Annotated in this window: 22 protein-coding genes; 8 read left to right on the top strand and 14 right to left on the bottom strand. The window is 70.1% G+C overall.

Annotation, left to right across the window (positions count from 1 at the left end):
* Positions 1-8 precede the first annotated feature (8 nt).
* The 4 genes from MKK75_RS13485 to MKK75_RS13470 form a co-directional block, all read right to left on the bottom strand.
* Positions 9-3,380 (bottom strand): helicase-related protein, encoded by a 3,372-nt coding sequence (locus MKK75_RS13485; RefSeq protein ID WP_409567563.1) that lies wholly within the window; start codon positions 3,378-3,380, stop codon positions 9-11.
* Positions 3,381-3,473: 93 nt separating this feature from the next.
* Positions 3,474-3,782, bottom strand: coding sequence for a hypothetical protein (locus tag MKK75_RS13480; RefSeq protein WP_244043065.1), 309 nt, complete (start codon positions 3,780-3,782; stop codon positions 3,474-3,476).
* Positions 3,783-3,950: 168 nt separating this feature from the next.
* Positions 3,951-4,241 (bottom strand): DUF1330 domain-containing protein, encoded by a 291-nt coding sequence (locus MKK75_RS13475; RefSeq protein ID WP_244043064.1) that lies wholly within the window; start codon positions 4,239-4,241, stop codon positions 3,951-3,953.
* A 71-nt stretch (positions 4,242-4,312) separates the two neighbouring features.
* On the bottom strand, positions 4,313-5,263 hold the full coding sequence (locus MKK75_RS13470) for a DUF3108 domain-containing protein (protein ID WP_244043063.1): 951 nt from the start codon (positions 5,261-5,263) through the stop codon (positions 4,313-4,315).
* Positions 5,264-5,626: 363 nt separating this feature from the next.
* On the opposite strand from MKK75_RS13470, the gene rpmB reads away from it, so the two are divergent.
* Complete coding sequence (gene rpmB / locus MKK75_RS13465; RefSeq protein WP_091718626.1) at positions 5,627-5,929, top strand: 50S ribosomal protein L28; 303 nt, start codon at positions 5,627-5,629, stop codon at positions 5,927-5,929.
* Between the two features lie 256 nt (positions 5,930-6,185).
* Here the strand turns inward: rpmB and cobT are convergent, their stop codons facing one another.
* The 5 genes from cobT to MKK75_RS13440 all read right to left on the bottom strand — a co-directional run bounded on the left by cobT (position 6,186) and on the right by MKK75_RS13440 (position 11,010).
* Positions 6,186-8,093, bottom strand: a complete 1,908-nt coding sequence (gene cobT / locus MKK75_RS13460) for a cobaltochelatase subunit CobT (protein ID WP_244043062.1) — start codon at positions 8,091-8,093, stop codon at positions 6,186-6,188.
* 6 nt (positions 8,094-8,099) lie between these two features.
* Positions 8,100-8,672, bottom strand: coding sequence for a DUF29 domain-containing protein (locus tag MKK75_RS13455; protein WP_313901858.1), 573 nt, complete (start codon positions 8,670-8,672; stop codon positions 8,100-8,102).
* 6 nt (positions 8,673-8,678) lie between these two features.
* Complete coding sequence (locus MKK75_RS13450; protein WP_244043061.1) at positions 8,679-9,176, bottom strand: DUF29 domain-containing protein; 498 nt, start codon at positions 9,174-9,176, stop codon at positions 8,679-8,681.
* 17 nt (positions 9,177-9,193) lie between these two features.
* Positions 9,194-10,177 (bottom strand): cobaltochelatase subunit CobS, encoded by a 984-nt coding sequence (gene cobS, locus MKK75_RS13445; RefSeq protein WP_244043060.1) that lies wholly within the window; start codon positions 10,175-10,177, stop codon positions 9,194-9,196.
* 209 nt (positions 10,178-10,386) lie between these two features.
* Positions 10,387-11,010 (bottom strand): J domain-containing protein, encoded by a 624-nt coding sequence (locus tag MKK75_RS13440; protein WP_244043059.1) that lies wholly within the window; start codon positions 11,008-11,010, stop codon positions 10,387-10,389.
* A gap of 95 nt (positions 11,011-11,105) precedes the next feature.
* Between MKK75_RS13440 and MKK75_RS13435 the strand changes: the two genes are divergently transcribed.
* The gene (locus MKK75_RS13435; RefSeq protein WP_244043058.1) at positions 11,106-11,402 is read left to right on the top strand and encodes a BolA family protein; all 297 of its coding nucleotides are present in this window, start codon (positions 11,106-11,108) and stop codon (positions 11,400-11,402) included.
* 214 nt (positions 11,403-11,616) lie between these two features.
* On the top strand, positions 11,617-12,048 hold the full coding sequence (gene arfB, locus MKK75_RS13430; protein ID WP_244043057.1) for an alternative ribosome rescue aminoacyl-tRNA hydrolase ArfB: 432 nt from the start codon (positions 11,617-11,619) through the stop codon (positions 12,046-12,048).
* Between the two features lie 19 nt (positions 12,049-12,067).
* On the opposite strand, the gene MKK75_RS13425 is transcribed toward arfB, so the two are convergent.
* Entirely contained in the window at positions 12,068-12,862 is a 795-nt protein-coding gene (locus MKK75_RS13425) for a YoaK family protein (protein ID WP_244043056.1), read from the bottom strand.
* 67 nt (positions 12,863-12,929) lie between these two features.
* Complete coding sequence (locus MKK75_RS13420; RefSeq protein ID WP_244043055.1) at positions 12,930-13,871, bottom strand: methyltransferase domain-containing protein; 942 nt, start codon at positions 13,869-13,871, stop codon at positions 12,930-12,932.
* Positions 13,872-13,939: 68 nt separating this feature from the next.
* On the opposite strand from MKK75_RS13420, the gene MKK75_RS13415 reads away from it, so the two are divergent.
* From MKK75_RS13415 to MKK75_RS13400, 4 genes are all read left to right on the top strand, one after another.
* The gene (locus tag MKK75_RS13415; protein ID WP_244043054.1) at positions 13,940-14,998 is read left to right on the top strand and encodes a ligase-associated DNA damage response exonuclease; all 1,059 of its coding nucleotides are present in this window, start codon (positions 13,940-13,942) and stop codon (positions 14,996-14,998) included.
* The gene (locus MKK75_RS13410) at positions 14,995-16,896 is read left to right on the top strand and encodes a cisplatin damage response ATP-dependent DNA ligase (protein WP_244043053.1); all 1,902 of its coding nucleotides are present in this window, start codon (positions 14,995-14,997) and stop codon (positions 16,894-16,896) included. The genes MKK75_RS13415 and MKK75_RS13410 overlap by 4 nt, the downstream gene beginning before the upstream one ends.
* A complete protein-coding gene (locus tag MKK75_RS13405; RefSeq protein WP_244043052.1) occupies positions 16,893-17,372 on the top strand; it encodes a secondary thiamine-phosphate synthase enzyme YjbQ in 480 nt (159 codons plus the stop codon). The genes MKK75_RS13410 and MKK75_RS13405 overlap by 4 nt, the downstream gene beginning before the upstream one ends.
* A gap of 116 nt (positions 17,373-17,488) precedes the next feature.
* A complete protein-coding gene (locus tag MKK75_RS13400) occupies positions 17,489-18,280 on the top strand; it encodes a flagellar hook basal-body protein (protein WP_244043051.1) in 792 nt (263 codons plus the stop codon).
* A gap of 10 nt (positions 18,281-18,290) precedes the next feature.
* Here the strand turns inward: MKK75_RS13400 and MKK75_RS13395 are convergent, their stop codons facing one another.
* From MKK75_RS13395 to MKK75_RS13385, 3 genes are all read right to left on the bottom strand, one after another.
* Positions 18,291-19,826 carry an efflux transporter outer membrane subunit gene (locus MKK75_RS13395; RefSeq protein ID WP_313901857.1) on the bottom strand — a complete coding sequence of 512 codons (1,536 nt, stop codon included), beginning with the start codon at positions 19,824-19,826 and terminating at the stop codon, positions 18,291-18,293.
* 134 nt (positions 19,827-19,960) lie between these two features.
* Positions 19,961-23,110 carry an efflux RND transporter permease subunit gene (locus MKK75_RS13390; RefSeq protein WP_244043049.1) on the bottom strand — a complete coding sequence of 1,050 codons (3,150 nt, stop codon included), beginning with the start codon at positions 23,108-23,110 and terminating at the stop codon, positions 19,961-19,963.
* Between the two features lie 16 nt (positions 23,111-23,126).
* Positions 23,127-24,452, bottom strand: a complete 1,326-nt coding sequence (locus tag MKK75_RS13385) for an efflux RND transporter periplasmic adaptor subunit (protein WP_244043048.1) — start codon at positions 24,450-24,452, stop codon at positions 23,127-23,129.
* A 296-nt stretch (positions 24,453-24,748) separates the two neighbouring features.
* Between MKK75_RS13385 and MKK75_RS13380 the strand changes: the two genes are divergently transcribed.
* Positions 24,749-25,750, top strand: a complete 1,002-nt coding sequence (locus MKK75_RS13380; RefSeq protein WP_244043047.1) for a CobW family GTP-binding protein — start codon at positions 24,749-24,751, stop codon at positions 25,748-25,750.
* Positions 25,751-25,797 lie beyond the last annotated feature (47 nt).

The following is a 25,797-nucleotide window of genomic DNA, read 5'->3' as shown; positions in this document are numbered from 1 at the left end:
CGCGCGGGTCAGCGCTTTCCGCCGTCGCCCGCCTCGAGCTGCGCCTTGAGCGCCGCCAGCTTGGCGAAGGGCGAATCCGGGTCCGGCGCCCGCTCGCGCCGGGGCGGACGCTGGTCGGGCCGCGGGCCGGAGGCGCGCTGCTCGCCGTGCTGGTCGTTCCGGCGCTGGTCATCCCGACGCTCGGGCCGCCCGGCCGCGAACCGGTCGCGGCGGGGACCGCGATCCCGCCCGTCGCGGGGACCGCCTTCGCCCTCGGCGCGGCGCTGCTCGGGACGGGCGCCCTCCGGACGCCCGGGACCCGGGTGTTGGCCCTGCTGTCCAGCCTCCCGGCCGCGGCCGGCGCCACGCGGGCGGTTCTGCGGGCGCTGATGGGCCGGGCGCTGATGGCGCTGGAGGTGCCAGACTTCGATCTGCGGGATCTCCGCGGTGGGCTCGCCTTCGGTCTCGGCGACCTCCGGGGCCGCCTCTGTCGCAGCGCTCGCCGCGACCGGCTCAGCCTCGACGGAAGCGGGTTCCGGCGTCGCGTCCATGGCGGTCTCGGGCTCGGCTGCCGGCTCCGCCGCGGCTGACGTCTCGACCGTGCCGCGATCCTCGGCCGCAACATCTTCGACCGCCGGGGCCGCTTCGACCGCCGGAGCGTCCACCGCGGTCTCGCCGGCCGCGACGGCTTCCGCGGGGCTCCTGGTCTCGGTGGCGGCCGCGTCACCGACCGCTTCGTCCCCGGAGGCGGCCGGGGCCTCGTGAGGCTCGGCGGCGGCAGCCTCCCCGGGGGCGGGGGCCTCGTCGTCGGTGGGCTGGGCGGCATCGGCCTGCGCGGCGACCGCGGCGTCGGACGAGGCTTCGGCTGCGGCCGTCGCGGCCGGCGTCGTTGCTGCGGCCGGCACCAGCGGCACCGTGATGGCCGGGCCGGGGCGGGTCTCCGCGGTGTAGCCGAGCGACTTCAGGATCGAGGCGAAATCCTCGCCCGAGCAGCCGACCAGCGAGGTCATGCCCACGGTCGCCACGAACCCGTCGCCGTCGGCGGTGCCGTCGGGCGGCGTGCCCGGCGTGGTGCCGGGCCGGTAGGCGATCGACGGCCGGATCAGGTCGGCGAGCCGCTCCAGGATGTCAACGCGCACCGCCCGCTCGCCGCTCACCCGGAAGCCGGCGGCCCGGTAGAGGCCCTTGGCGATCTCGCGGTCGACCTTGATCGAGGTGCGGCCGGAGCCGGCGAGATGCGCGATCTCGTCGAGACCGCGCTGGTCCAGGCCGCCGTTGCGCAGGGCCCAGAGCTGGGCCGCGAGCGTCCGCGGCGCCGGCTTCAGCAGGGCCGGCAGGAAGATGTGGTAGGCGCCGAAGCGCACGCCGTGGCGGCGCAGCGCCCCGCGGCCGTCCTGGTCGAGGCTGCGCATCTCGTGCGCCACCTTCGAGCGCTCCAGCACGCCCAGCGCCTCGACGACCTGATAGCCGATCCCCTTGGCGAGACCGGTGAGGTCGGCGGCGGTCTCGATCTCCATCAGCGGACCGAGCAGCCGCACGATGTGGGCCTTCAACCACGCATCGAGGCGCGCCTCGACCTTCTCGCGGTGCGCGCCGGTCAGGCTGTCGTCGGCGAGCAGCCGGATCTGCGGGGCGAACAGCTTCTCCCCGGGGGTGAGCTTGGCGACGGGGGCCCCGGTCCAGCGGATCGTGCCGTCATGCGCGAGCACGAGGGTCGAATCGGCTGTTGCCGAAAACCGCTCGGCCCGGGACTCGATCTCACCCGCGAGCGCCTTCTCGGCGGCGCTCCTCAGGGTCTTGGCCTCGTGCCCCTCGGCGCTGGCATCGGGAACGAACAGGAATCCGTGAAGGTGGCCGACATGCTGACCCTCGACGGTGACGTCACCGTCGGCGGTAATCTGGGCTTCGAGCATCGTGTTCTCTCTCAGGCGCCGCATCAGGACGCTTGTGCGCCGGTCGACGAAGCGGCTCGCGAGGCGTTCGTGCAGGGCGTCGGACAGCCTGTCCTCTACCCGACGCGTCTCGCCCTGCCAATGTTCAGGGTCGCGCAGCCAGTCGGGTCTGTTGGCAACGAAGGTCCAGGTGCGGCCCTGGGCGATTCGACGGGACAGCGTGTCGATGTCGCCGTCGGTCCGGTCGATCATCGCCACCTGCTCGGCGAACCACGTGTCGGGGATGCGGCCCGCCATGCCCTTCATGAGGAATCGGTAGAGCTGGGCCACGAGGTCGGCGTGCACCTGCGGGTGAACCTTGCGGTAATCCGGCACGCCGCAGACGTCCCACAGGCGACGCACCGTGGCGGCGCTGCGCGCCATGTCGCGGATGTCGTCCTCCTTCATGAGGATCTCGAGGGCCTGCTGGTCCTCGCCCATGGGGGCGCGGGTCAGCCCCGATTCGCGCGGGTGCTCGTCGAGGCTCGCCTGAAGGCCCTCCAGGGTGCCGAAGCTCAGATCCGGGTTGCGCCATTGCAGGATGCGCAGGGGATCGAAATCGTGGCTCTCCAGCCGCTCGACCAGCTCGGCCTCGAAGGGCGGGCAGCGGCCGGTGGAACCGAAGGTCCCGTCCGCGAGGTGGCGCCCGGCCCTGCCGGCGATCTGGCCCATCTCGGCGGGGGTGAGCTTGCGGAAGCGGGTACCGTCGTACTTCCAGTTGGCCGCGAAGGCGACGTGATCCACGTCGAGGTTGAGACCCATGCCGACCGCGTCGGTGGCGACGAGGTAGTCGACGTCCCCCGCCTGGTACATCTCGACCTGGGCGTTGCGGGTCCGGGGCGAGAGGGCGCCGAGCACCACCGCGGCGCCGCCGCGCTGGCGGCGGATCAGCTCGGCGATCGCGTAGACCTCCTCGGCCGAGAACGCGACGATCGCGGTGCGTCGGGGCAGGCGCGACAGCCGCTTCTCCCCCGCGAAGCTGAGCCGCGACAGGCGCGGCCGGGTCGTTGTGTGGACGTTCGGGATCAGGCTCTGGACCAGCGGCAGCACGGTCGAGGAGCCGATCAGCAGGGTCTCCTCCCGGCCGCGCACGTAGAGCAGGCGATCGGTGAAGACGTGGCCGCGGTCCATGTCGGCGGCGAGCTGGATCTCATCGATGGCCACGAACGCCACGTCGAGGTCCCGGGGCATCGCCTCGATGGTGCAGATCCAGTAGCGCGGCCGATCGGGTTTTATCTTCTCCTCGCCGGTGACGAGCGCGACCTTCTCGGGGCCGACCTTCGCGACGACGCGCAGGTAGACTTCCCGGGCGAGCAGCCTCAGGGGCAGCCCGATCATCCCGGTCGGGTGCGCGAGCATCCGCTCGATGGCGAGATGCGTCTTGCCGGTGTTGGTCGGCCCGAGGACCGCCGTGACGCCGCGGGCGCGGACGTCGCGGGGCAGCGAGCGGCTTTGCGGGGGGCGGAGCAGCGCGTCGATGGTCCGCGGTTCCTTCGGATGAAGGCCGTCGCAGCGCCGTCGCGGCGCGGGCGGGGAAGGGAGAGGTGCTATCGGCCGGTCGCGTCAGGGACGATAGGGCCGGGTCTGTCTCCCCCCATATGGGATGCCGGCGCCGCTAGGTCCAACCTGCGGCACGATCTGCGGATAGACGTCGATCTGTGTCGTCGGCGTCCCCGGCTGGGGCGCGAGGTCGGCGCAGAGCGTATCGGGCATCGCCACGAGGGGGCCGCGGCGGTGCTCGACGATCTCGGCCGAGGAGAAGGCGTCGCCGCCGCAGCCCGGTTCCGCGGTGCCGGCGGTCAGCGGCTGCGCGGCGGCCGGGCCGGCGAGGACGATGAGGGCCAGGGCGATTCTGAGGACAGGCCGGCGCATCCGAGCATTATGGCGGGGTCGGTGAAGATTTCGTCCATGGCTGCCGCCTTTGCCGGCCGGGCGATTGCGACAGGGCGACGCTGGTCCATGCGCGCTGACCCGAACCGCCTCGGTACGCGTGATGCGCCTTGGGGATGAATTGGGGCAGGCTTCGACGGAAAGCGCGGTTCAATCCGCCCCCTCGACCAGCACCACCTCGCCGATCCCCGCGGGCCGGCGCTTGGCGATAGCCGCCTGGTACTCGGGAGAGAAATAGTAGGCCCGCGCCGCCTCGTAGGAGTCGAACTCCAGCACGACGTTGCGCGGCCGGGCCTCGCCCTCCAGCGCCTCGTGGCGGCCGCCGCGGACCAGCGGCTTGCAGCCGTACTGGCGCATGGCCTCGGAGGCCATGGCGGCGTAGTCCCTGTAGGTGTCCGGATCGGTGACCGTCATCCGGACGATGATGTAGCCCTTGGGCATTGTCTGGCCTCCCTGGCGCGGGTGCCGCGCCGGGCAGGCGTGCCGGGAAAACCGGCCCCGGTCAAAGGGGTCTACTCCCCGGGCAGGCTCGCCTGGGCGACGCTGGCGGCGTTCGGTTCGGCTCCGGCCGTGCCGGTCGTGCCCGCGGTTCCGCCCTGGCTCCAGCGCGTCGTCTCGATGATGTTGGTGCCGATCGTGGTGAGCACCGAGATGCGCAGGGGAAGCAGAACCCGCGTCCCCTCGACGGGGGCGAGCCAGACCGACATCTCGCGGTTGTCCTCCATGAACTTCACCCCCGGCCGGTCCGGCCGGTGGCCGGCCACCGCCTGGTAACGGGCGGTGCAGACCAGAACCTGGCCCACATAGCCGGGCTTCTGCACGGGCCGCGTCTCGGCGTAGCTGAGCACCACGTTGAAGCGCGTCGCGCCGTCGAAGACCGGGAGCGTGCGGTTGCAATTCTCCGGGTCGAGCGGCTCGCCGCGCCCCTGGATCGGCATCAGCAGCGCGCTCACCGGATCCAGGATGCCGCGCTTGTTGGCGGAAGTGACCGGCACGCGGTCCTGCATGTCGATGAGCGGCGGCGTGATCTCGGCCTGCACGACGTTCCCGTGGGCCAGCGCCATGCGCACCGCGATGCCGGAACTCGCCGTGTGGGTCGCGATCGAGAAGGCACCCGGCTGCGGCGCCGCCGCGAAGGTGCCGGAGGCCCGGGCCGAGCCCTTGCCGCCGGTGATCGCGCCCACGAGGCCGGTGAGCACCGCCGATACGTCCATGACGTAGCGGTCGCGCTCGAAGGAGCCGGCGAGGCGCGCGGTGCCGATCGGCAGGCCGGCGAGGTTGATGCCGTAATCGACCGTCACGGTGGTGGCCGATGCCGCCGCCGCCCGCTTCGACCGGCCGGCGCGTGCGGCGACCTCGGCCGGCGCGACGAGCGCCGCGACCACGAGGGCGCCCGCGACCAGCCGGCCCGCGGCATGCTTCGTCAGCGACTTGATCGTCCGATGGGCAGGCGTTGCGCTCATGATCCGGATCGCATCCCAGGACGAGCGGCCGAGGACATCGTCTTGCGACAGGGTCCTGGGTCCGCCCTCTCGAACACACCCGCCTGCGGCATCCTCGCGATGCCCGGTACCGGGTGAGGCGCCTTCCTGCGGGTGGAAGAAGGCTATATCCCGGCATCGTGGTTAACAGACCGTTGGACCGCCCGGGCCACGGTCGTTCGCTCGATACCTTGACGCGGAGCCCCTGCCTCGCCTATAGGCTCGCGCCTTCAACAGGACTCCGCCGGACCTGGAACCGCATCGGGCACCGCCCGCTGCGACGACGATCGCGCCGGTCGCGATCGGGTCTTCATCGAGCGGAACGAGACGGGATCTAAAGTCATCATGGCGCGCCGCTGCGAACTCACCGGCAAGGCCGTTCAGGTCGGCCACCTCGTGAGCCACTCGAACCGCAAGACCAAGTGCCGGTTCCTGCCGAACCTGTGCAACGTCACCCTCCAGTCGGATGCGCTCGGCAAGCGCGTGCGCCTGCGGGTCACCGCCCACGCCCTGCGCTCGGTGGAGCACCGCGGCGGGCTCGACGCCTTCCTGATCAAGGCCGGCGAGGGCGACCTCTCGCAGACCGCCCGCCTCCTGAAGCGCGAGATCCACAAGAAGCTCGCCGAGGCCCCGGCCGAAGCGGCCTGAGTTTTCGGGCTTTCACCGGATGATGCGAACCGCCGGGGCCGCGAGGGGTCCGGCGGTTTTCGCTTGCGCGCGTTCGACGCGCAGACCGCCAGCCTTCACCGCCGGTCACGGATCCCGGAGGGCCCGGCCATCCGTCAGAGCCCGACAGCAGGGCTCTGCCCTGCACCCGCAAAAGGTCCCGGACCTTTCGAAACCATGACAGGCGCGACGACGACTTGAAGGGTCTGGGCCGCGCATCGAAGCGGCCGCGGCGCGATCAGCGCCGCGCGCCTGCCACCCGCAGCGCTCGACCCACCGGGGCCGCCGCACCGTCCTCCTCGAACAGCTCGGCCAGCTTCTCGGTCATCGCCCCGCCCAGTTCCTCCGCGTCGATGATCGTCACGGCGCGGCGGTAATAGCGCGTCACGTCGTGGCCGATGCCGATGGCCAGCAACTCGACCGGCGAGCGCGTCTCGATCTCCTCGATCATCCAGCGCAGGTGCCGCTCCAGGTAGTTGCCGGCATTGACCGAGAGGGTCGAATCGTCCACCGGCGCGCCGTCGGAGATCACCATCAGGATCTTGCGCTGCTCCGACCGGCCGAGCAGGCGCTTATGCGCCCAGTCCAGGGCCTCGCCGTCGATATTCTCCTTGAGCAGCCCCTCGCGCATCATCAGCCCGAGGTTCTTTCGCGCGCGCCGCCAGGGGGCGTCGGCGGACTTGTAGACGATGTGGCGCAGGTCGTTCAGGCGTCCGGGATTCGGCGGCTTGCCGGCGGCGAGCCACGCTTCGCGGCTCTGGCCGCCCTTCCAGGCCCGGGTGGTGAAGCCCAGGATCTCCACCTTCACGCCACAGCGCTCCAGCGTCCGCGCCAGGATGTCGGCACAGGTCGCCGCCACGGTGATCGGCCGGCCGCGCATCGAGCCCGAATTGTCCAAGAGCAGCGTGACCACCGTATCGCGAAAATTGGTGTCCTTCTCCTGCTTGAAGGAGAGGGGCTGGTACGGGTCGATCACCACGCGCACGAGCCGCGCCGGATCGAGCTGGCCCTCCTCCAGGTCGAAATCCCAGGCCCGGTTCTGCTGCGCGAGGAGCCGCCGCTGCAGCCGGTTGGCGAGCCGGCCGACGACGCCCTGGAGATGCGAGAGCTGCTTGTCGAGATAGGAGCGCAGGCGCGACAGCTCGTCGGCGTCGCACAGCTCCTCGGCGTGGATGACCTCGTCGAACCGGGGGTTGAATACCCGGTACTCGGGCCCGCGCGCCTCGTTCCCCTGGCGCTGGGGCGGGCGCGAGGCCTCGGAAGCCTCTTCCGAGTCCGCGTCCTCGGCCTCCTCGGGCAATTCGCCGGACGGCGCGTCGGCGGATTCCTGGGCGCCCTCCTCGATCTCGTCGGAGGCCTCCTCGGAGGTCTCGATCTCGGCGCGCTCGCCCTGGCTCTTCTCCTCCGAATCGCCCTCGCTCGGGTTCTGCTCGTCGTCCTGGGCGTCGTTCTCGTCGTCGTTCTCGTCGTCCTCGGCGTCGAACGGCGTCTCGTCCGACATGTCGAGGGAGGTGAGGAGATCGCGCACCGAGCGAGCGAACTTGCGCTGGTCCTCGATCGACCCGAGCAGGCCGTCGAGGTTCGGGCCGGCCTTCGCCTCGATATGGGCGCGCCACAGCTCGACGATCTTGGCCGCGGCCTCGGGCGGCTTGTGGCCGGTCAGGCGCTCGCGCACCATCAGGGCGACGGCGTCCTCCATCGGGGCGTCGGCCCGGTCTGTGATGGTCTCGTACTTGCCGCCGCGATGGTAGCGGTCCTCCAGCATCGCCGAGATGTTGCTGGCGACCCCCGCCATTCGACGCGAGCCGATCGCCTCCACGCGGGCCTGCTCGACCGCGTCGTAGACCGCGCGGGCGGCGGCGTTCTCGGGGGCGAACCGGCGGTGCAGGGCGACGTCGTGGCAGCCGAGGCGCAGCGCCATGGCGTCGGCATTGCCGCGCAGCACCGCGACGTCCTGCGCCGAGAGTTTTCGCGGGGGCTCGGGCAGCCGCGCCTTGTCGCCGGTCAGTGCCGGCCGGTCGGTGGCGTAGGTGACCTCGACCTCGGAGCGCCGCGCGATGGCGCGCAGGCACCCGGCCACCGAGCGCTTCAGGGGCTCGGCCACGGGTTCGCGGCGCTCGCCGGGCTTGCGGTTGGAGATGGACATGCGGGGCTACCGGTCGTCGTCGAAATCGAAGGGGCGGTTCAGGATTTCGTCCCAGCTGTAGGGACACTCCGCGGGTAGAGTCTTCGGTGAGCGCTTCATCTGTCGGGCCGCCCCGAGCCGACCGAGCCGGAACCCGTCGCGCCGCACTTCATCGAGGCTCGACTTCAGTCCGGGGCTCTTCCGCAACTGGATCAGGATCCGCTCCCGGTGCTCGGCGATGCTGAGCGCCCAGCTGCGGCTGCGGCGTTCCGGTTGATGATCCCATTTCAGCATGTGAAGCAGGACGATCTCGACCGCACTCGCCAGCCGATAATATTCGCTCAAGCCCACGTCGCTCAGCTCCTCGGCGATATTGTCGAGGTCGAGCGCGTCCACCCGGCCGGCGCGGAGCAGAGCCACCTGCTCCTGAACCCAGGTGTAGAGGTCGTCCGCGTAGCGCGTGCGGGCGGGGGCCGACGCCGTCGGCGCATCCATCGCGTCTGTCTCGACCGGATGCACCATCGCGTCCTCCAGGCGGCCCGAACGCGGAGCTTCGGGCGCTCCGCTGCCGGCCGGTCCCCTCCGAAGCGTGTCGACCATGCGAAACTACCTCTTCGCCGAGTCGAGATCGAAGGGGCGCTCCTGGATGTCCTCCCAGGTATAGGGGCAGACGGACGGAAACTCGTCCGGCATCAGATGGGTCTCGTCGGCAGCCCAATCGCGGGCATCGGGGTAAGCGTCTGCCAGAGCCTCCGCGAGCCGTGCCTTGAGACTGGGGCTCTCCTTCAGAAGGCGGTCGAACCGGCGGCGTTGCTCGCGGATCGAGTAGATCCAACTCGGCGTCCGGTGCTCCGGCTGCTGATCCCATTTCAGCATGTGCATCAGGAGGACCCGCAGGCAGCTGTAGAGCTTGGAGAATTCGCGCTTCGACAAATCCTCCAGCTCCTCCGCGACACGCTCGACATCGACCGCGTCGAACCGGCCAGCGCGGAGCAGGGAGACCTGCTCCTGCACCCAAGCGCAGAGATCCTCCTCGTAGCGCGTGTGGACGGACTTGGACGGAGCGTCCACGTCCATCACATCGGTCTCCGCCGGGCGCGCCACGGGCTCCTCCATCCGGATCAGCTCAGCGCGACGTTCACCGCGCTCTCGGGCAGCTCCTTGCCGAAGGCACGCTGGTAGAACTCGGCCACCAGCGTCCGCTCCAGCTCGTCGCACTTGTTGAGGAAGGTCACCCGGAAGGCGAAGCCGACATCCTTGAAGATGTCGGCGTTCTCGGCCCAGGTGATCACCGTGCGCGGGCTCATGACGGTGGAGAGGTCGCCATTCATGAAGGCGTTGCGGGTGAGATCCGCCACGCGCACCATCCGGTTGACGATGTCGCGGCCCTGGTCGCCCCGGTAATGCACCGCCTTCGAGAGCACGATGTCGACCTCGCGGTCGTGCGGCAGGTAGTTCAGCGTCGTGACGATCGACCAGCGGTCCATCTGGCCCTGGTTGATCTGCTGGGTGCCGTGATAGAGGCCCGACGTGTCGCCCAGCCCCACCGTGTTGGCGGTGGCGAACAGCCGGAAGGCCGCGTGCGGGCGGATCACGCGCTTCTGATCGAGCAGCGTCAGCCGGCCCGAGAGTTCCAGCACGCGCTGGATCACGAACATCACGTCCGGGCGCCCGGCATCGTACTCGTCGAACACCAGCGCCACGTTGTTCTGCAGCGCCCAGGGCAGGATGCCGTCCTGGAAGGCGGTCACCTGCTTGCCGTCCTGCAGCACGATCGCGTCCTTGCCGACGAGGTCGATGCGCGAGACGTGGCTGTCCAGGTTGATGCGGATGCAGGGCCAGTTCAGCCGGGCGGCGACCTGCTCGATATGGGTCGACTTGCCGGTGCCGTGATAGCCGGTGACCATCACGCGGCGGTTGCGCGCGAAGCCGGCCAGGATCGCGAGCGTCGTCTCCCGGTCGAAGATGTAGTCGGGGTCGAGATCCGGGACGTGCTCCTCGGATTCGGCATAGGCCGGGACCTTGAGGTCGAGGTCGATGCCGAACACCTCGCGGACGGAGACGGTGCGGTCGGGGAGCCGGGCGGGCGTGTCGTCAGAGAGCATTCGGAACCTCGTGAGGCGCGGACACTCCACTCCCTAACAGTGAAGCATCCGCGCGGAAGAACGTCGAGCCGGGCCTCCGCGGCGGGGCGGAGTCATTCTTAGACGGCGGCGCGTTCCGGCGCCACCGACCGGCCTGGACCCCTATATAGGGCCGCGCCGCGCGGTTTGCCCTATCGTGGGATCGAGCTCGCGTGCATCCTTCGTGCCGTTCAGCAGAGCCCGGCGGCGCGCAGCACGTCATGGGCGCGGATGATGTCGCGCAGCCGCTCCTCGAACGACCGGTCGCCGCCGTTGGCGTCGGGATGGAAGCGCTTCACCAGCGTCTTGTACTGCGCCTTGATGGCGGCCGTGTCGGCGCCCTCTTCGAGCCCCATCACGTCCAACGCCCGGCGCACCGTCGCCGAGTGCCGGGGCTTCTCCGGCTCGGGCTGGCGGGCGCGCCGGCGTGCGTCGGCGACGCCCTCGCCGCGCAGGATGCCGAGCGGATCGACATAGGCCCAGTCGCGGGCCGGCTCGTCGGCCGGTTTGGCCTGGCCGCTCTTGTTCACGCCCATCGCCCAGGTCGGGCGATGGCCGATGATCGCGTCCTTCTGGTAGGCCTGCACGGCGGCGTCGTTCATGCCGTCGAAGTAATTGTAGGTCGCGTTGTAGGCGCGGACGTGATCAATGCAGAAGCGCCAGTACTGCCCTTCCGCCTTCCGGCCCTTCGGCGCGCGGTACAGGCCCGGCTGCGTGCAGCCCGGGCTCTCGCAGCCGGTCTCGGCCGCGGGCTTCGGCTCGTCGCAGGACGGTTTGATCCGGATGCTGTCGAACAGGCGCGAGTTGAGATCCATGACGGGCCGATTATGAGGGGGCGGACCTGAGACACAAGGGCGTCGGGCCTGATGACGCATGCGCCGGATCGGGCTTGACGGATGGGAGGGACGCGATGGCGGACGGAGCGAACGGGGGCAATACGCTCCGAGACTGGATGGAGGCCCGGCTGCGGGACCAACTCGCGCCGGTGCAACTCGACGTGATCGACGAGTCGCACCTGCATGCCGGCCATTCCGGGGCCCGGCCGGGGGGCGAGACGCATTACCGGCTCGACATCGTCGCCTCCGCGTTCGCGGGCAAGAGCCGCGTCGAGCGGCACCGCTTGGTGAACGCGCTGATGGAGGAGGCGTTCGAGCGCGGGCTCCACGCCCTCGCCCTGCGGACGCGCACCCCGGACGAGGCGGCCTGACGCATCCGCTTGATCGTCCTTGGGGGGCGATCCGGCCGGCGCCACATGGGACGGCGTTGGGCTAAACTGGGTCGCGTCGCTGCGCTCGCGATGACGGGAACGGAGGCGCGGTCATGAACGAGGATATGGTCATGCGGACCTCGGTCTGCATCTGCCGGATCGGCAGGCTCGCACCGGCCCGTGGTGTGTTCGCTACTGTGCCTGAGAGGCCGCCATGTCCCTGCGGGTGACGCCGCGCATCGCCATCGCGGACGACGAGATCGAGCTGTCGTTCCTGCGCGCCTCCGGGGCGGGCGGCCAGAACGTCAACAAGGTCGAGACGGCGGTCCAGCTCCGCTGGCCGGTCCTCGCGTCGCCGTCGATCGACGACCGGGTGAAGGCCAATCTGGTGCGGCTCGCCGGGCGGCGGATGACCAAGGACGGCGTCCTCGTGCTCACCGGGCAGCGGCATCGGACGCAGGAGCGCAACCGCGCGGAGATCCTGCAGCGCCTCGTCGACCTCGTGGCGGAGGCCGCGAAGCCCCCGCCGCCGGTCCGCCGCCCGACGAAGCCCACCCGGGGCTCGCAGGAGCGGCGCATCGGGGCCAAGAAGAACCGCGCCACGATCAAGCAGGGCCGGGGCGGCGTGCGGGATTCGGAGAGCTGACGCCCGGCCTCGATCGCCCTCAATGGATCGCGTCGATCACCGCGGCCTTCGGGTTCGCGTCGGGGGCGGGGGACGAGCCTGCCACCAAGCTGCTGCCCGGCTTGGCGATCGTCAGCACGATCGCGATCAGCGCCAGGAGCGCCGCCAGGGCCGCCGGGAAGAGGAAAGCCGATTCGCCGTAGCGGATGTCGAGCAGCCCGCCGATCACCGCGCCCGTGCTGAGCCCGGCCCAGAGCGGCGCCTGGATCCAGAACGAGGGCGCCACGGTCCCGAGCAGCAGGTTGGCGCAGCCGGTGCCGAAGCGCACCACCGCGCCGGTGACGTAGGTCAGCGCGATGGAGCGGCCGCCCTCGTCCTGGAGCGTCGCGTTCTGGAGCCCCAGCGCCAGCACGATCGGGTAGGCGTGGAGCGGATACGCGAAGGTGCCCCAGGGCATCAGCAGCCCGCCGGCCAGCAGCAGCGCCTGGAGGGTCAGCAGCACGGCGAGGCGCCAGCGTCCGACCCAGGCGGCGATCAGCGTCCCCAGGAAGGCGCCGAAGCAGAAGATGCAGATCGTGCTGGCGACCCGGGTGACATTCTCCCAGTCGCCATTGGCTACCGCCACGCCGAAGCGCGTGGTGTTGCCCGACATGAACGACATGAAGAGCTGCGAGAATTCCAGGAAGCCGATGGAATCCGCGCAGCCCGCCAGCAGGGCCAGCGCGACGGCGAAGGGGATACGGGTCCGCGGATCGGCCGGGAAGGACTTGTCGGCCGGCGGCTCGGGCTTTCGCTCCGGCACGCCGCTACCCGTCCGATTGCCGTAATCCGCCATGCTGTTCCCCGATCCAGCGGCCGCTCCCGCTGCGGCCGACTGCTAATGGACGAATAGCGGAGCGGTTTCATGCCGCGGTGCGGCGCAACACAACGACGCGGCCCGGGACCGGTCGCCCGGCCTCGCGTCTGACATCCGCTGGATGCAGAGTCAGGATCTCGAAGCCGGCTGCGGCCTCCGCGATGTGGGCATCCGCGTGGGCATAGCGCCCGTCGGCGCCCAGGACCGCGCCGGACCCCGCATGGGACTGCACCGTGAAGGCGGCGAACCCGCCCGAACGCAGCACACGGGCCATCCCTGCCAGGACGGGGCCGAGATCGGCCACATAGATCAGCACGTCGGCGGCGAGGCAGAGATCGGCCGAGGCTCGCATCTCGCTGGCCAGGAACGCGCTGAGTTCGCCCTCGGCGAGGCGGTCGTAGAGGGGCCGGTCCTGCCACGTCTTGGCGCGGGACAGGGCCAGCATCCCCGGCGAGAGATCGACGCCCGCGAGGTGCCCGACCCGCTCGCGGATCGCCGCGCCCATCAAGCCGGTGCCGCAGCCGAGATCGAGGGCCGCCGCGAACCGCCCGGGCACGCGGGGGAGGGCGTCCCGGACCAGCTCCGGGCCGATATAGGCAAGGCCCTCGACCAGATGGCGCTCGAAGCGCGGCGCGTAGCCGTCGAACAGGGCCCGCACATAGGCAGGCGAGAGGGCCGGCAGGCCGTCGCCCGCGCCGAGGTGGACGAGCTGGGCCCGCACACCGAGCGTATCGTCCGGGTCGATGTCGAGGGCGCAGGCATAGGCCCGGGCCGCCGCATCCCGCAACGCCGGGTCGGCGCGGGAGCTTGCCAGCCCCTCCCGCGCCCGGCCGAGCAGCAGCCAGGCCGGGGCGTAGCGCGGAGCGATCTCCAGGACCTGCTCGGCGAGGTCCGCGGCGGCCTCGTGGTCGCCGTCCGCCAGACAGGCTTCCGCGTAACGATAGCGGCGGTCGGCGAGGAGGTCGCCGGAACTGTGCTGCGGGGCCATGCGTCTGCCGGGTCGGGGGCGCCACTATACCGGGGCCACCGGCGGACTCCACCGGCAGCACGGACCCGATGCCGATACGCGCCAGCGATCTCCTCACCTTGACCCGCGAGGGCCTCTACTGTCCCCTCGGAGGCTTCCACGTCGATCCGACCTGGCCGGTGGAGCGCGCGCTGATCACCCACGGCCACGCCGACCATGCCCGCTCCGGCCACGGCCACGTGCTGGCGACCCCTGAGACCCTGCGGATCATGGCGGTGCGCTATGGCGCGGATTTTTGCCAAAACCGGCAGGAGGCGCGTCTCGGCGAGCCGATCCGCATCGGCGACGTCACCGTGCGCTTCGCGCCTGCGGGCCACGTCCTCGGTTCGGCGCAGATCGCCATCGAGCGCGAGGGCGCCCGGGTGGTGGTCTCAGGCGATTACAAGCGGGCGCCGGACCCGACCTGCCTGCCCTTCGAGGTGGTGCCCTGCGACGTGTTCATCACCGAGGCGACCTTCGGTCTGCCGGTCTTCACCCATCCCGACACGCGCGGCGAGGTGCGCAAGCTGCTCGACTCGGTGGCGCTGTTTCCGGAGCGCGCCCACATCGTCGGCGCCTACGCGCTCGGCAAGGCGCAGCGGGTGATGGCGCTGCTGCGCGAGGAGGGCTGGGACCGGCCGATTCATTTGCATGGGGCGATGGAAAAGCTTACCGCACTCTACAAGGACGAGGGCCTGCCGCTGGGCGACACGCCGAAGGTTGTGGCGGCCGAGCGCAAGGACCTGCACGGCGCCATCGTGATCTGCCCGCCTTCGGCCATGCAGGACCTATGGTCGCGAAAATTCCCCGATCCGGTGACCTGCTTCGCCTCCGGCTGGATGCGGGTGCGCGCCCGCGCCCGCCAGAAGGGCGTGGAGCTGCCGATGGTGATCTCCGACCATTCCGACTGGCCGGACCTGTGCCGCACCATCCGGGATACCGGCGCCGGGGAGGTCTGGGTGACGCACGGGCAGGAGGACGCGCTGGTCCACTGGTGCGGGACGGAGGGAATCCGGGCGAAGCCGCTGCATCTGCTGGGCTATGGCGACGACGGCGAGGCCGAGCCTGGCCCCGAAGCGCCCGGCCCCGAGACGGAGGCGGCCGCGTGAACGACTTCGCCCACCTCCTCGACCGCCTCGCCTACGAGCCGCGCCGCAATGCCAAGCTGCGGATGCTGCAGGACTATTTTTCACGCACGCCCGACCCGGAGCGCGGCTACGCCCTCGGAGCCATGACGGGGACGCTGAGCTTTCGCGAGGCCAAGCCGGCCCTGATCCGGGGGCTGGTCGAGGAGCGGATCGACCCGGTGCTGTTCCGGCTCTCGCACAATTACGTGGGCGATCTCGCCGAGACCACGGCGCTGATCTGGCCGTCGCCACGGGATCTCCCTCTCCCCACTGCGGGGGAGGGTACCCTGTGCAGCAGGGGGGGAGAGGGGAGCGACGGTTCAGGGACGGGCTCGCCCGATGGGAAGGCCGAGGCGTTTTCTGCACCGTCGCTCCCCTCTCGCGGGACTTCGTCCCGACCCGACCCCCTTCGGGGGCCACCCTCCCCCGCACAGGGGGGAGGGGATGCGCGCGCGGGGATCGGCCACAACAACCCGCCGCCGCATGTCCCGACCCTGGCCGAGGTCGTGGAGACGCTGGCGACCATCCCCAAGCGCGAACTCCCCCGCCACCTCGCCGACTGGCTCGATGCCCTGGACGAGACCGGGCGCTGGGCGCTCCTGAAGCTCGTCACCGGCAACCTTCGCGTCGGCGTCTCGGCACGGCTCGCCAAGACGGCGGTCGGCGCGCTGGGCGGTCACGATGCCGACGCCGTGGAGGAAGTCTGGCACGGGCTGACGCCGCCCTTCGAGACCCTGTTCGCCTGGGTCGAGGGTCGGGCCGCGCGGCCCGAGACCCTGAACCCGGCGCCGTTCCGGCCGCCCATGCTGTCCCACCCGATCGAGGAGGAGGCCGATCTGGAGAAGCTGGAACCGGAGGCGTTCTCGGCCGAGTGGAAATGGGACGGCATCCGCGTCCAGCTCGTCGGCGGTCCGGACCGGACCGGGCAGCAGATCGGAAAGGTCTATTCCCGCACCGGCGAGGACATCACCGGGGCGTTCCCGGATCTCGCCGAGGCGATCACCTTCACCGGCACCCTCGACGGCGAATTGCTGATCCTGCGCGAGCGCCGGGTGCAGAGCTTCAACGTGCTCCAGCAGCGCCTGAACCGGAAGGCCGTCACGCCGAAACTCCTTGAAGAATTCCCCGCCCATGTGCGCGCCTACGACCTGCTGACCCTCGACGGCGGCGACCTGCGGGCCGACCCCTTCATGGAGCGCCGGGAGAAGCTGGAGGCCCTGGTCACGCGGCTCGACCATGCGCGGATCGACATCTCGCCGCTGGTGCCCTTCGCCGACTGGGAGGCGCTCGCCGCCGCCCGGGCCGATCCGGCCTCGGTGGGAGCGGGCGACGATGCCGAGGCGATCGAGGGCATCATGCTCAAGCGCCGCAACAGCCCCTACCTGCCGGGCCGCCCCAAGGGGCCGTGGTGGAAGTGGAAGCGCGAGCCGCACGTCGTCGATGCCGTGATGATGTACGCCCAGCGCGGTCACGGAAAGCGCTCGTCCTTCTACTCGGACTACACGTTCGGGGTCTGGCGCGCCGCCCCCGAGGGCGGCGACGAGCTGGTGCCGGTGGGCAAGGCCTATCACGGCTTCACCGACGCCGAACTCGCCAAGCTCGACCGCTACGTCCGCAACAACACGACCAAGCGGTTCGGTCCGGTCCGCGAGGTCGCGTACGGGCGCGAGGCCGGTCTGGTGCTGGAGATCGCCTTCGAGGGCGTACAGCGCTCGACCCGGCACAAGTCGGGGGTGGCGATGCGCTTCCCCCGGGTCAGCCGGATCCGCTGGGACAAGCCCCCCGCGGAGGCCGACCGGATCGACGTGCTGGAACGCATCCTCGCCCGGGGCGAGCGCGCGGTCGCGCCCGGCGCGACCATGCTGGAGACGGACGCATGAGGCAGGGCAGGGGGCAAGGAAAGATCGGTTCGGTGGAGATGCTGGCCGCCGGTGCGGTGCAGCGCCACGCGAGCGCGCGGCTCACCATCGCGACGGCGGGACAGGGATTCACGGATTTCACCGACGCGGTGGCGGCGTTCGTCCGCGACAGCGGCCTCCGGGACGGGCTGGTGACGGTCTTTTGCCGGCACACCTCGGCCTCGCTGACCATTCAGGAGAACGCCGACCCCGACGTGCAGACCGACCTGATGACCGCGCTCGACGGGTTCGCGCCGCGCAACGCCGGCTACGTCCACGGCGCCGAGGGGCCGGACGACATGCCGGCCCATATCCGCACGCTGGTGACCGATTCGGCCCTGAGCATTCCCCTGGTCGACGGCCGGCTGGCGCTGGGCACCTGGCAGGGGATCTACCTGATCGAGCACCGCGACCGGCCGCACCGGCGGGAGATCGTGATGAGCGTCATCGGCGCGTGATCGGGTGCCGGCTCCGACCGAGCGGCAACAGCCGGCAACACACGGCCTGTTAACCATGCTGCGCGCATATGGTCCTGTCGGATCGATCCTCGCCGCTCCGACGGATGGAGACCCCGATGAGCCTCTTCGACGCGCTCTCGAATTCGATTTCCGGTGCGTCGGCCCAGTCCTTCGCGCTGAACAACATCTCGGGCAACATTGCCAACACGCAGACGGCGGGGTTCAAGACCACCGAGACGAGCTTCGCCGACATGTTGGCGCAGACCGAGGCCGGGACACAGCCGGCGGGCGGCGTGGGCAGCAGCACGCGCGATACGCTGGGCCTCCAGGGCACGATGCAATCCACCGGGGTCTCGACCAACCTCGGCATCCAAGGCAGCGGCTACTTCATCGTCCGGGCCAACACCGGCACCGACCAGAGCCCGACCTTCACCGGCCAGACCGCTTACACGCGGCGCGGCGACTTCACCCCGGATGCCAACGGCTACCTCGTCAACGGCGCCGGCTACTACCTGTTCGCCGGTCCCTCGGCGACCGCACCGGTCACGGTGCCGACCGGCGCCAACACCCTGGCGGACCTGTCGATCTCGTCCGCCGGCGCCATCACCGGCACCGCCGCCAATGGCAGCACCGTGCCGCTCGGTACCCTGACGCTGGCGCAGTTCGGCACGCAGGAGAACCTGACCTCCCTCGACGGTGGCGCCTACGTGGCCAACGGCCAGTCCGAGACGCCGACCTACGGCCTCAACGGCGCGACCCTGGCGGCCGGCTCGGTGGAGCAATCGAATGCCGGCATCGCGGACCAGTTCTCGAAGATGATCGAGACGCAGCAGGCCTACACGGCCAACACCAAGGTCATGAGCACGGCCGACCAGATGCTGCAGGACGCCATCGCGATGTACGCCTGAGGGGTCCGCCTCAGAGGATCTTCAGCGGGTCCTTCTCGGGTGGGGGCGGCGCCACGTCGGCGCGGTTCCACCAGCCGCCGCCGAGCGCCACGAACAAAGCCGCCGTGTCGGCGTACTGCGTCGCCCGCGCGCCCGCCGAGGTGACCAGCGCCGAGAGGTAGCCCTGCTGGGCGATCAGCACCTGCGAGGAGGTGACGGCGCCCGCGGTGTACTGCTTGCGGATCAGCCCGAGGCTCTGGTTGGTGGCGCTCACCGCGGCGTCGGCCGCCGCCACCGCCCTGGCGTCGGCCTGGAGCGCCCGCAGGGCGTCGGCGACGTTCTGGAAGGCGGTGATCACCGTCGCCTTGTACTGCGCCTCCGCCTGCGTCAGCGATTCCTCGGCCGCCCGCTGGCGCCGGAACAGGGTGCCGGCGTCGAAGATCGGCGCCGTGGCCTGCCCGATGATCGTGAAGAAGGCGGCGCCCGGGTTGGTCACCTGCGCGATCCGCGTGGAGCTCGACCCGCCGGTCGCCGTCAGGCTGAACTGCGGCAGGCGGTTCGCCAGCGCGACGCCGACATTTGCGCTCGCCTGCTGGACCAGGGCCTCGGCCGCCTTCACGTCGGGCCGCTGCTGCACGAGGCGCGAGGGCAGGCTCACAGGCAGCTTGGTCGGCAGCCGTAGCCCTGAGAGTTCGAAGGTCTCGCTGACCTCATCTGAGGGCAGGCGGCCGGCCAGCGCGGTCAGCAGGTTGCGCTGCTGGGCCAGCGCCTTCTCCAGCGGCGGCAGGAGCTGCTGCGACAGGGCGAGTGCCGCCTGCTGCTGCACCACGTCGGCGCCTGCGATCTGACCGAGCGAGAGCTGCTTGTTGTAGAGCTGCAGGATCTCGGTCTGCGCCTGGATGACCTTGCGGGTCGCTTCGATCTGCGCCCGCAGGGACGCCTCCTGGACCGCCGCCGCGACCACGTTGCCGGTGAGGCTCAGATAGGCCGCCTCCAGCTGGAAGCGCTGGTTCTCGGTGGTGGCCTCCAGCGACTCGATCTGTCGCCGGTTCCCGCCGAACACGTCCGGATTGTAGGCGACCACGGCCTGCGGGGTGGAGAGGCTGTAGAGGTACTGAGTCTGGTTCTGCAGGGGCGATTGCAGGTCCAGGCCCGGCGCCAGGGCACCCAGGATCTGCGGGGTCGCGGTCAGGCTCGGATAGAGCGTGCCCTTCTGGGCGAGCACGTTCTGCTGCGCCACCCGGAGGGAGGCCTGGGCGGCTTCGAGGTTCGGATTGTTGGCGAGCGCCTGCTCGACGAGGCGGTTCAGTGCCTTGGAGTGGAACAGGGTCCACCACTGGCCGGGAATGTCTGCGCCGGAGGCGAAGCTCTGGTCGGCCGAGCCGCCCTGGCGGGTACGGACGGCATCGGCGGCGGACGGGTTCTTCAGCGGCTCCTTGGTGTAGCGGCTGACCGGCGGCGCTTCGGGCGGCACGAAGTTCGGGCCGACCGCGCAGGCCGATAGCGACAGGGATGCGGCCAGCACGGCCATCGCCCGTCCGCACCGTGTCGGCGCACGCATCACCATTCCGCCCCCGGAAACCCCACACCGGTAGAGCGGCGCAGTGCGCACCCAAGTCAATGCAGCCGTCCCCAGGTGGCGCGCGCCGAGGGCCGGTTGTGGCGCGCCTGCAACGAGCCGCACCCCGAGTGTGAGCCGGCTCACGCGGCGGCCCGATGCTCGGTCCGCGCCCGGGCCTCCGGGTTCGGCCTGCGCCGGGAGAACAGGGAGATCAGCACCGGCACGACCACGAGGATCAGGTTCGGCGCCAGGATGATGCCGCCGACCACCACCAGCGCCAGGGGCTTCTGCACCTGCGAGCCGATGCCGGTGGACACCGCCGCCGGCAGCAGGCCGACGCAGGCGGCGACGCAGGTCATCATCACCGGGCGCATGCGCACCACCGCGGCGTGCCAGACCGCCTCCTGCTTCCTCCAGCCCTCGTCGAGGAGCTGGTTGTAGTAGGCCAGCAGGATCACGCCCTCCATGGTCGAGATGCCGAACAGGGCGATGAAGCCGATCGCCGCCGAGATCGAGAACGGCGTCCCGGTCAACGACAGGGCGAAGATGCCGCCGATCATCGCCATCGGGATCACCGACAGCGTCAGCAGCATGTCGGCCACCGAGGAGAAGTTGATGTAGAGGAGCAGTGCGATCAGCAGCAGCGTGATTGGAACCACGAGGCTCAGCCGGTGCGCCGCCTCCTGCAGGTTGGTGAACTGCCCGACCCATTCCAGCCGGTAGCCCGGCGGCAGGTCCACCGCCTCGGCGACCTTGCGCTGCGCCTCGATCACCGCGCTGCCGAGGTCGCGCCCGCGTACCGAGAACTTCACCGGAATGTAGCGTTCCTGGTCCTCGCGGTAGATGAACGAGGCGCCCGAGACGAGGTCGACATCGGCGATCTCGGAGAGCGGCACCTGGATCACGCCGCCGTTCGGATTCTGGGCGCCGACCGCGATGTTGCGGATGCCGGCGAGCGAGGAGCGGTACTCCTTGGCCAGCCGCACCCGCATCGGGAAGTGCCGGTCCGAGCCGTACTCGTAGAGGTCGCCCGCGGTCTGGCCGCCGATCGCCGCCTGGATCGTGGTGTTGACGTCGCCGATCGACAGGCCGTAGCGGGCCGCCTTGTGGCGGTCGACATCGATCCGCACCGTCGGCTGGCCGAGGGATTCGAACACCGACAGGTCGGTGATGCCCTGGACCGAGCCCAGGGCCGCCTTCACGGCGTTGGCGGTCTTGGTGAGCTGCGCGAGGTCGTTGCCGTAGACCTTGACCGAGTTCTCGCCCTTCACGCCCGAGGCCGCCTCTTGGACGTTGTCCTCGATATACTGGGAGAAGTTGAACTCGATGCCGGGAAACTCGTCCTCGAGCCGCTTGTTCAGGTTCGCGATCAGCGTCTCCTTGTCGAGACCCTTACGCCACTGGTCGATCGGCTTGAGCGGCGCCAGGATCTCGACGTTGAAGAAGCCGGTGGCGTCGGTGCCGTCGTTCGGCCGACCCTGGTGCGACAGGACGGTCGTGACCTCGGGCACGTCCTGGAAGATCTTGCGCATGCGCTGGACGTAGGCGTTGCCGGCCTCCAGCGAGATCGAGGACGGCATGGTGCCGCGCACGTAGAGGTTGCCCTCCTCGAGGCGCGGCAGGAATTCGAGGCCGAGATTGCGCGCCGCCAGCCCCGAGACGAGCAGCACCGCCAGCATCACGCCGAGCGTCAGGACCCGGTTGCGCAGGCCGAAGCGCAACGCCGCCTCGTGGCCCACGCGCACCACCCGCACGATCAGCGTGTCGCGCTCCTCCAGGTTCTTGGGCAGCATCAGGGCCGAGAGCGCGGGCGAGACCGTGAAGGTCGCGAGCAACCCGCCGACCAGCGCGTACGCGTAGGTCTTGGCCATTGGCCCGAAGATGTGGCCCTCGACGCCGGTCATCGTGAACAGCGGCAGGAAGCCGACGATGATGATGGTCGCCGAGAAGAAGATCGCCCGGTTCACCTCGCGCCCGGCGATCGCGATCGTGCCGAGCCGCCCGGTCAGGCCGGTGGGCGGGGCCTCGCCCTTCACGTGGTCGGGCTCGGCGATGTGGCGAAAGACGTTCTCGACCATGATGACGGTCGCGTCGACGATCAGGCCGAAATCGATCGCGCCGAGCGACAGGAGGTTGGCCGAATCGCCGCGCACCACGAGGATCAGGATCGCGAAGCCGAGCGCGAAGGGAATCGTCGCCGCCACGATGATCGCACTGGTCAGCGAGCCGAGGAACAGCCACTGCACCACGAAGACCAGCACCACGCCGAAGATGAGGTTGTGCATCACCGTGTGGGTGGTGGTGTGGATCAGGCCCGAGCGGTCGTAGATCCGCTCGATCTTCACGTCGGGCGGCAGGATCGACGAGCTGTTGATCTTGTCGATCTCGGCCTCGACGCGTTCCAGGGTCGGCAGGCTCTTGCCGCCGCGGCTCATGAGCACGATGCCCTCGACCACGTCGGGCTGGTCGTCGTGGCCGACGATGCCGAGGCGCGGCGCGTTCGACACGCGCACCTCGGCCACGTCCCGCACCAGCACCGGCGTGCCGTTGACGAGGCTGATCATCGTATCCTTGATGTCGTCCATGTCGCGGATCAGGCCGATGCCGCGCACCACCGCCGATTGCTGCCCGACGTTCAGCGTCTGCCCGCCGACGTTGATCGAGGCGTTGTTGAGCGCCGTGGTGAGTTGCACCAGGGTCAGCCCCTGCGCCTGAAGCCGGTTCAGGTCGACCGCGACCTCGTATTCCTTGGCCTTGCCGCCGAAGGCCGTGACGTCGACCACCCCGGGGATCGCCTTGAACCGGCGCTGCAGCACCCAGTCCTGCAGGGTCTTCATGTCCATCGGCGAGTAGCCCGCCGGGCCGACCAGCTTGTAGCGCATGATCTCGCCCACCGGGCTCGTCGGCGAGATCTGCGGCGTGGCGCCGTTCGGCAGAGTCGGCGCCTGCGACAGGCGGTTGAGCACCCGCTGCAGCGCCTCTTCGTACGTGTACTCGTAGTTGAACTGCACCTTCACGTCGGACAGGCCGAACAGCGAGATCGTCCGCACCACCTGGGCGTTCGGGATGCCGGCGAGCGCCACTTCCAGGGGGATGGTGATGTAGCGCTCGATCTCGTCGGCGGATTGGCCCGGATTCTGGGTGATCACGTCGACCAGCGGCGGCACCGGATCGGGATAGGCCTCGATGTTGAGCTGCGTGTAGGCGCCGTAGCCGATGCCCAGCATCACCACGAACAGCAGCACCACCAGCACGCGCTGGCGCAGCGAGAAGGCGATCAGGGCGTTCATCGGACCGGATCCTCGCTCAGGACGCCTTGTCGCCGGTGGCCGCCCGGTCGATGAACAGGGCGCCGCGGGTCACGACCTGCTCGCCCGGTCGCAGCCCGTCGACCACCTGCGCGCTCTCGCCGTTGATCAGCCCGAGCTTGATGTCGCGCGCCTCGACCGCCCCGTCGGGCCGCGCCACCCAGACATGGGTGCGGTCGCCCTCGTAGACGAGCGCGCCGACCGGCACGCTCGGGCTCGGCTCGCCCTTGCCGGTGATGATCGTGAAGGTGGCGAACATCTCCGGGCGCAGCACCCGGTCCGGATTGTCGACCTCGCTGCGCACGGCGAGCCGGCGCGTGGCCGGGTCGAGGCTGGAGGCCATGTAGTTCACCCGGGCCTTGAAGATCCGCGTGCCGAAGCCCGCGACCTTCGCCTCGACCTCCTGGCCGATGCGGATTTTCGGGATCTCGCTCTCGCGCACGTTGGCCACGAGCCAGACCGTGGACAGGTCGCCGATCACGAAGACCGGATCGCTCGAGGCCGAGAGGTATTGCCCGATGCCGACCTTCCGCTGGACGATCGTGCCGGCGATCGGCGCCCGGATCTGCGTCTCCGGACTCATCGTGCCCTTCTTCTCGAAGGCGGCGATCTCGGCGTCGGTCTTGCCGAGCAGGCGCAGGCGGTTCTTCACCGCGTCGAGCGCCGCCTCGGCGGTCTTCAGGTCGCTCTGGGCGGCGATCACGTCGTTCTGAGCAGACTGGTAGTCCTTCAGCGCCGTGGCTTTGGCCTGGAACAGCTCCTGCTGGCGCTGTGCGATGGTCTGGTCGAGCTTGAGCAGCGCCTGCTGCTTCTGGAGGTTGTTCAGCGCCGCCTGATAGTCGTTCTGCGCCTGGACCATGTCGGTGGCTTCGAGGGTCAGCAGCACGTCGCCGGCCTTCACGTCGTCGCCCGCCCGGACCAGCACCTTGGTGACGCGCCCCGCGTAGGGCGAGACCACCGGCACGTTGTCATCGTCGTTCAGCGCGATGCGCCCCTCGGCGGCGCCCTCCGGCCGGAACACCTGCGTGGCCACCGGCAGGATCTCGAAGGCGGCGCGCTGCTCCTTGGAGGGCCGGAACACCCGCTCCACCGGGCCGGCCTTCACGGCATCGATGCCCGGATCGGGGTTGCTGGATCCGCCCAGCAGCCCGCTCACCGAGGCGGCGAGGTGCGAGGCCGTCTCGCGGGCGCGGTCCGGAAAGGCGAAGGCCAGGCCGCCGAGGACCGCCAGGAGCACGATGACGACGAACGGTCCCGACCACCGGCGCCTGCGCGGCGGTGCCAGGGTGGTATCGTCCTGTTCCAGCGGGTTTCGAGCGTCCATGGGCGTGTTCTTCTGCGTCCGGACGAAGAGACCGGGCTGACGGAGGCGGATACGATTCGCGCGGTACGCCGCCCGTATCAATGCGATCGCTGGTGCTTTTCTGTGGCGAACCGCGCGGGTGTTCCGCAACGGCTCCGTGTGCCTAGAGCAAAGCTTGCCGGACGTGCAATCGATTGGCGGCACCGGTCGCGAAACCGTGTGACGCCGTCTTCCTTTGCCGCGATTTGTTACAATATGACAACGGTCGCGGCCGCGCCGCCCCGCCCGAACCCTGAAATCGCACCGAAGAACCCGCCATGACCGATACGAGCCCCGCTCCCGCCCAAGCTGGATCGACCGCCGGCAAGATCCCGGTCACCGTGCTCACCGGCTATCTCGGCGCGGGCAAGACCACGCTGCTCAACCGGATCCTCACCGAGAACCACGGCAAGCGCTACGCCGTGATCGTCAACGAGTTCGGCGAGATCGGCATCGACAACGACCTCGTGGTCGGCGCCGACGAGGAAGTGTTCGAGATGAACAACGGCTGCGTCTGCTGCACGGTGCGCGGCGACCTGATCCGGATCATGGACGGGCTGGTGAAGCGCCGGGGCAAGTTCGACGCGATCATCGTGGAGACCACCGGTCTCGCCGACCCGGCCCCGGTGGCCCAGACCTTCTTCGTCGATCAGGATGTCGGCGAGGCCGCCCGGCTCGACGCCGTGGTGACGGTGGCGGACGCCAAGTGGCTTACCGACCGCCTGAAGGACGCGCCCGAGGCGAAGAACCAGATCGCCTTCGCGGACGTGATCCTGCTCAACAAGAGCGACCTCGTGGCGCCCGCCGACCTCGACCGGGTCGAGGCCGAGATCCGCGCGATCAATCCGCTGGCCAAGCTCCACCGCACGCAGAACTGCGCCGTGCCGCTCGACGCCGTGCTGGAGCGCAACGCCTTCGACCTCGACCGCATCCTCGAGGTGGAGCCCGACTTCCTGGAGGAGGGGCACCACCATCACCACGATTCCGAGATCCGCTCGATCTCGGCGAAGATCGAGGGCGCGGTCGATCCTGACAAGTTCATGCCCTGGATCTCGAACCTGACGCAGGTCCAGGGACCTGACATTTTGCGCTGCAAGGGCATCGTGGCCTTCCCGGACGAGCCGAAGCGCTTCGTCTTCCAGGGCGTCCACATGATCCTCGACGGGGACGTGCAGGGCGATTGGGGGACGGACGAGAGGCGGGTGTCCCGGGTGGTGTTCATCGGCCGGAACTTGGATGAGGCGGCGATCCGGGAGGGATTCGAGGCCTGCCGGGTGTGAGGAGGCTATAGGGCGCCGCGGTTCCCTCCCCCCTCTGCGGGGGAGGG

This window comes from Methylobacterium sp. J-030 (assembly GCF_022829545.1).
GTDB lineage: Bacteria > Pseudomonadota > Alphaproteobacteria > Rhizobiales > Beijerinckiaceae > Methylobacterium.
The sequence above is the reverse complement of the archived record's forward strand: the minus strand, read 5'-3'. Positions and strand labels throughout refer to the sequence as shown.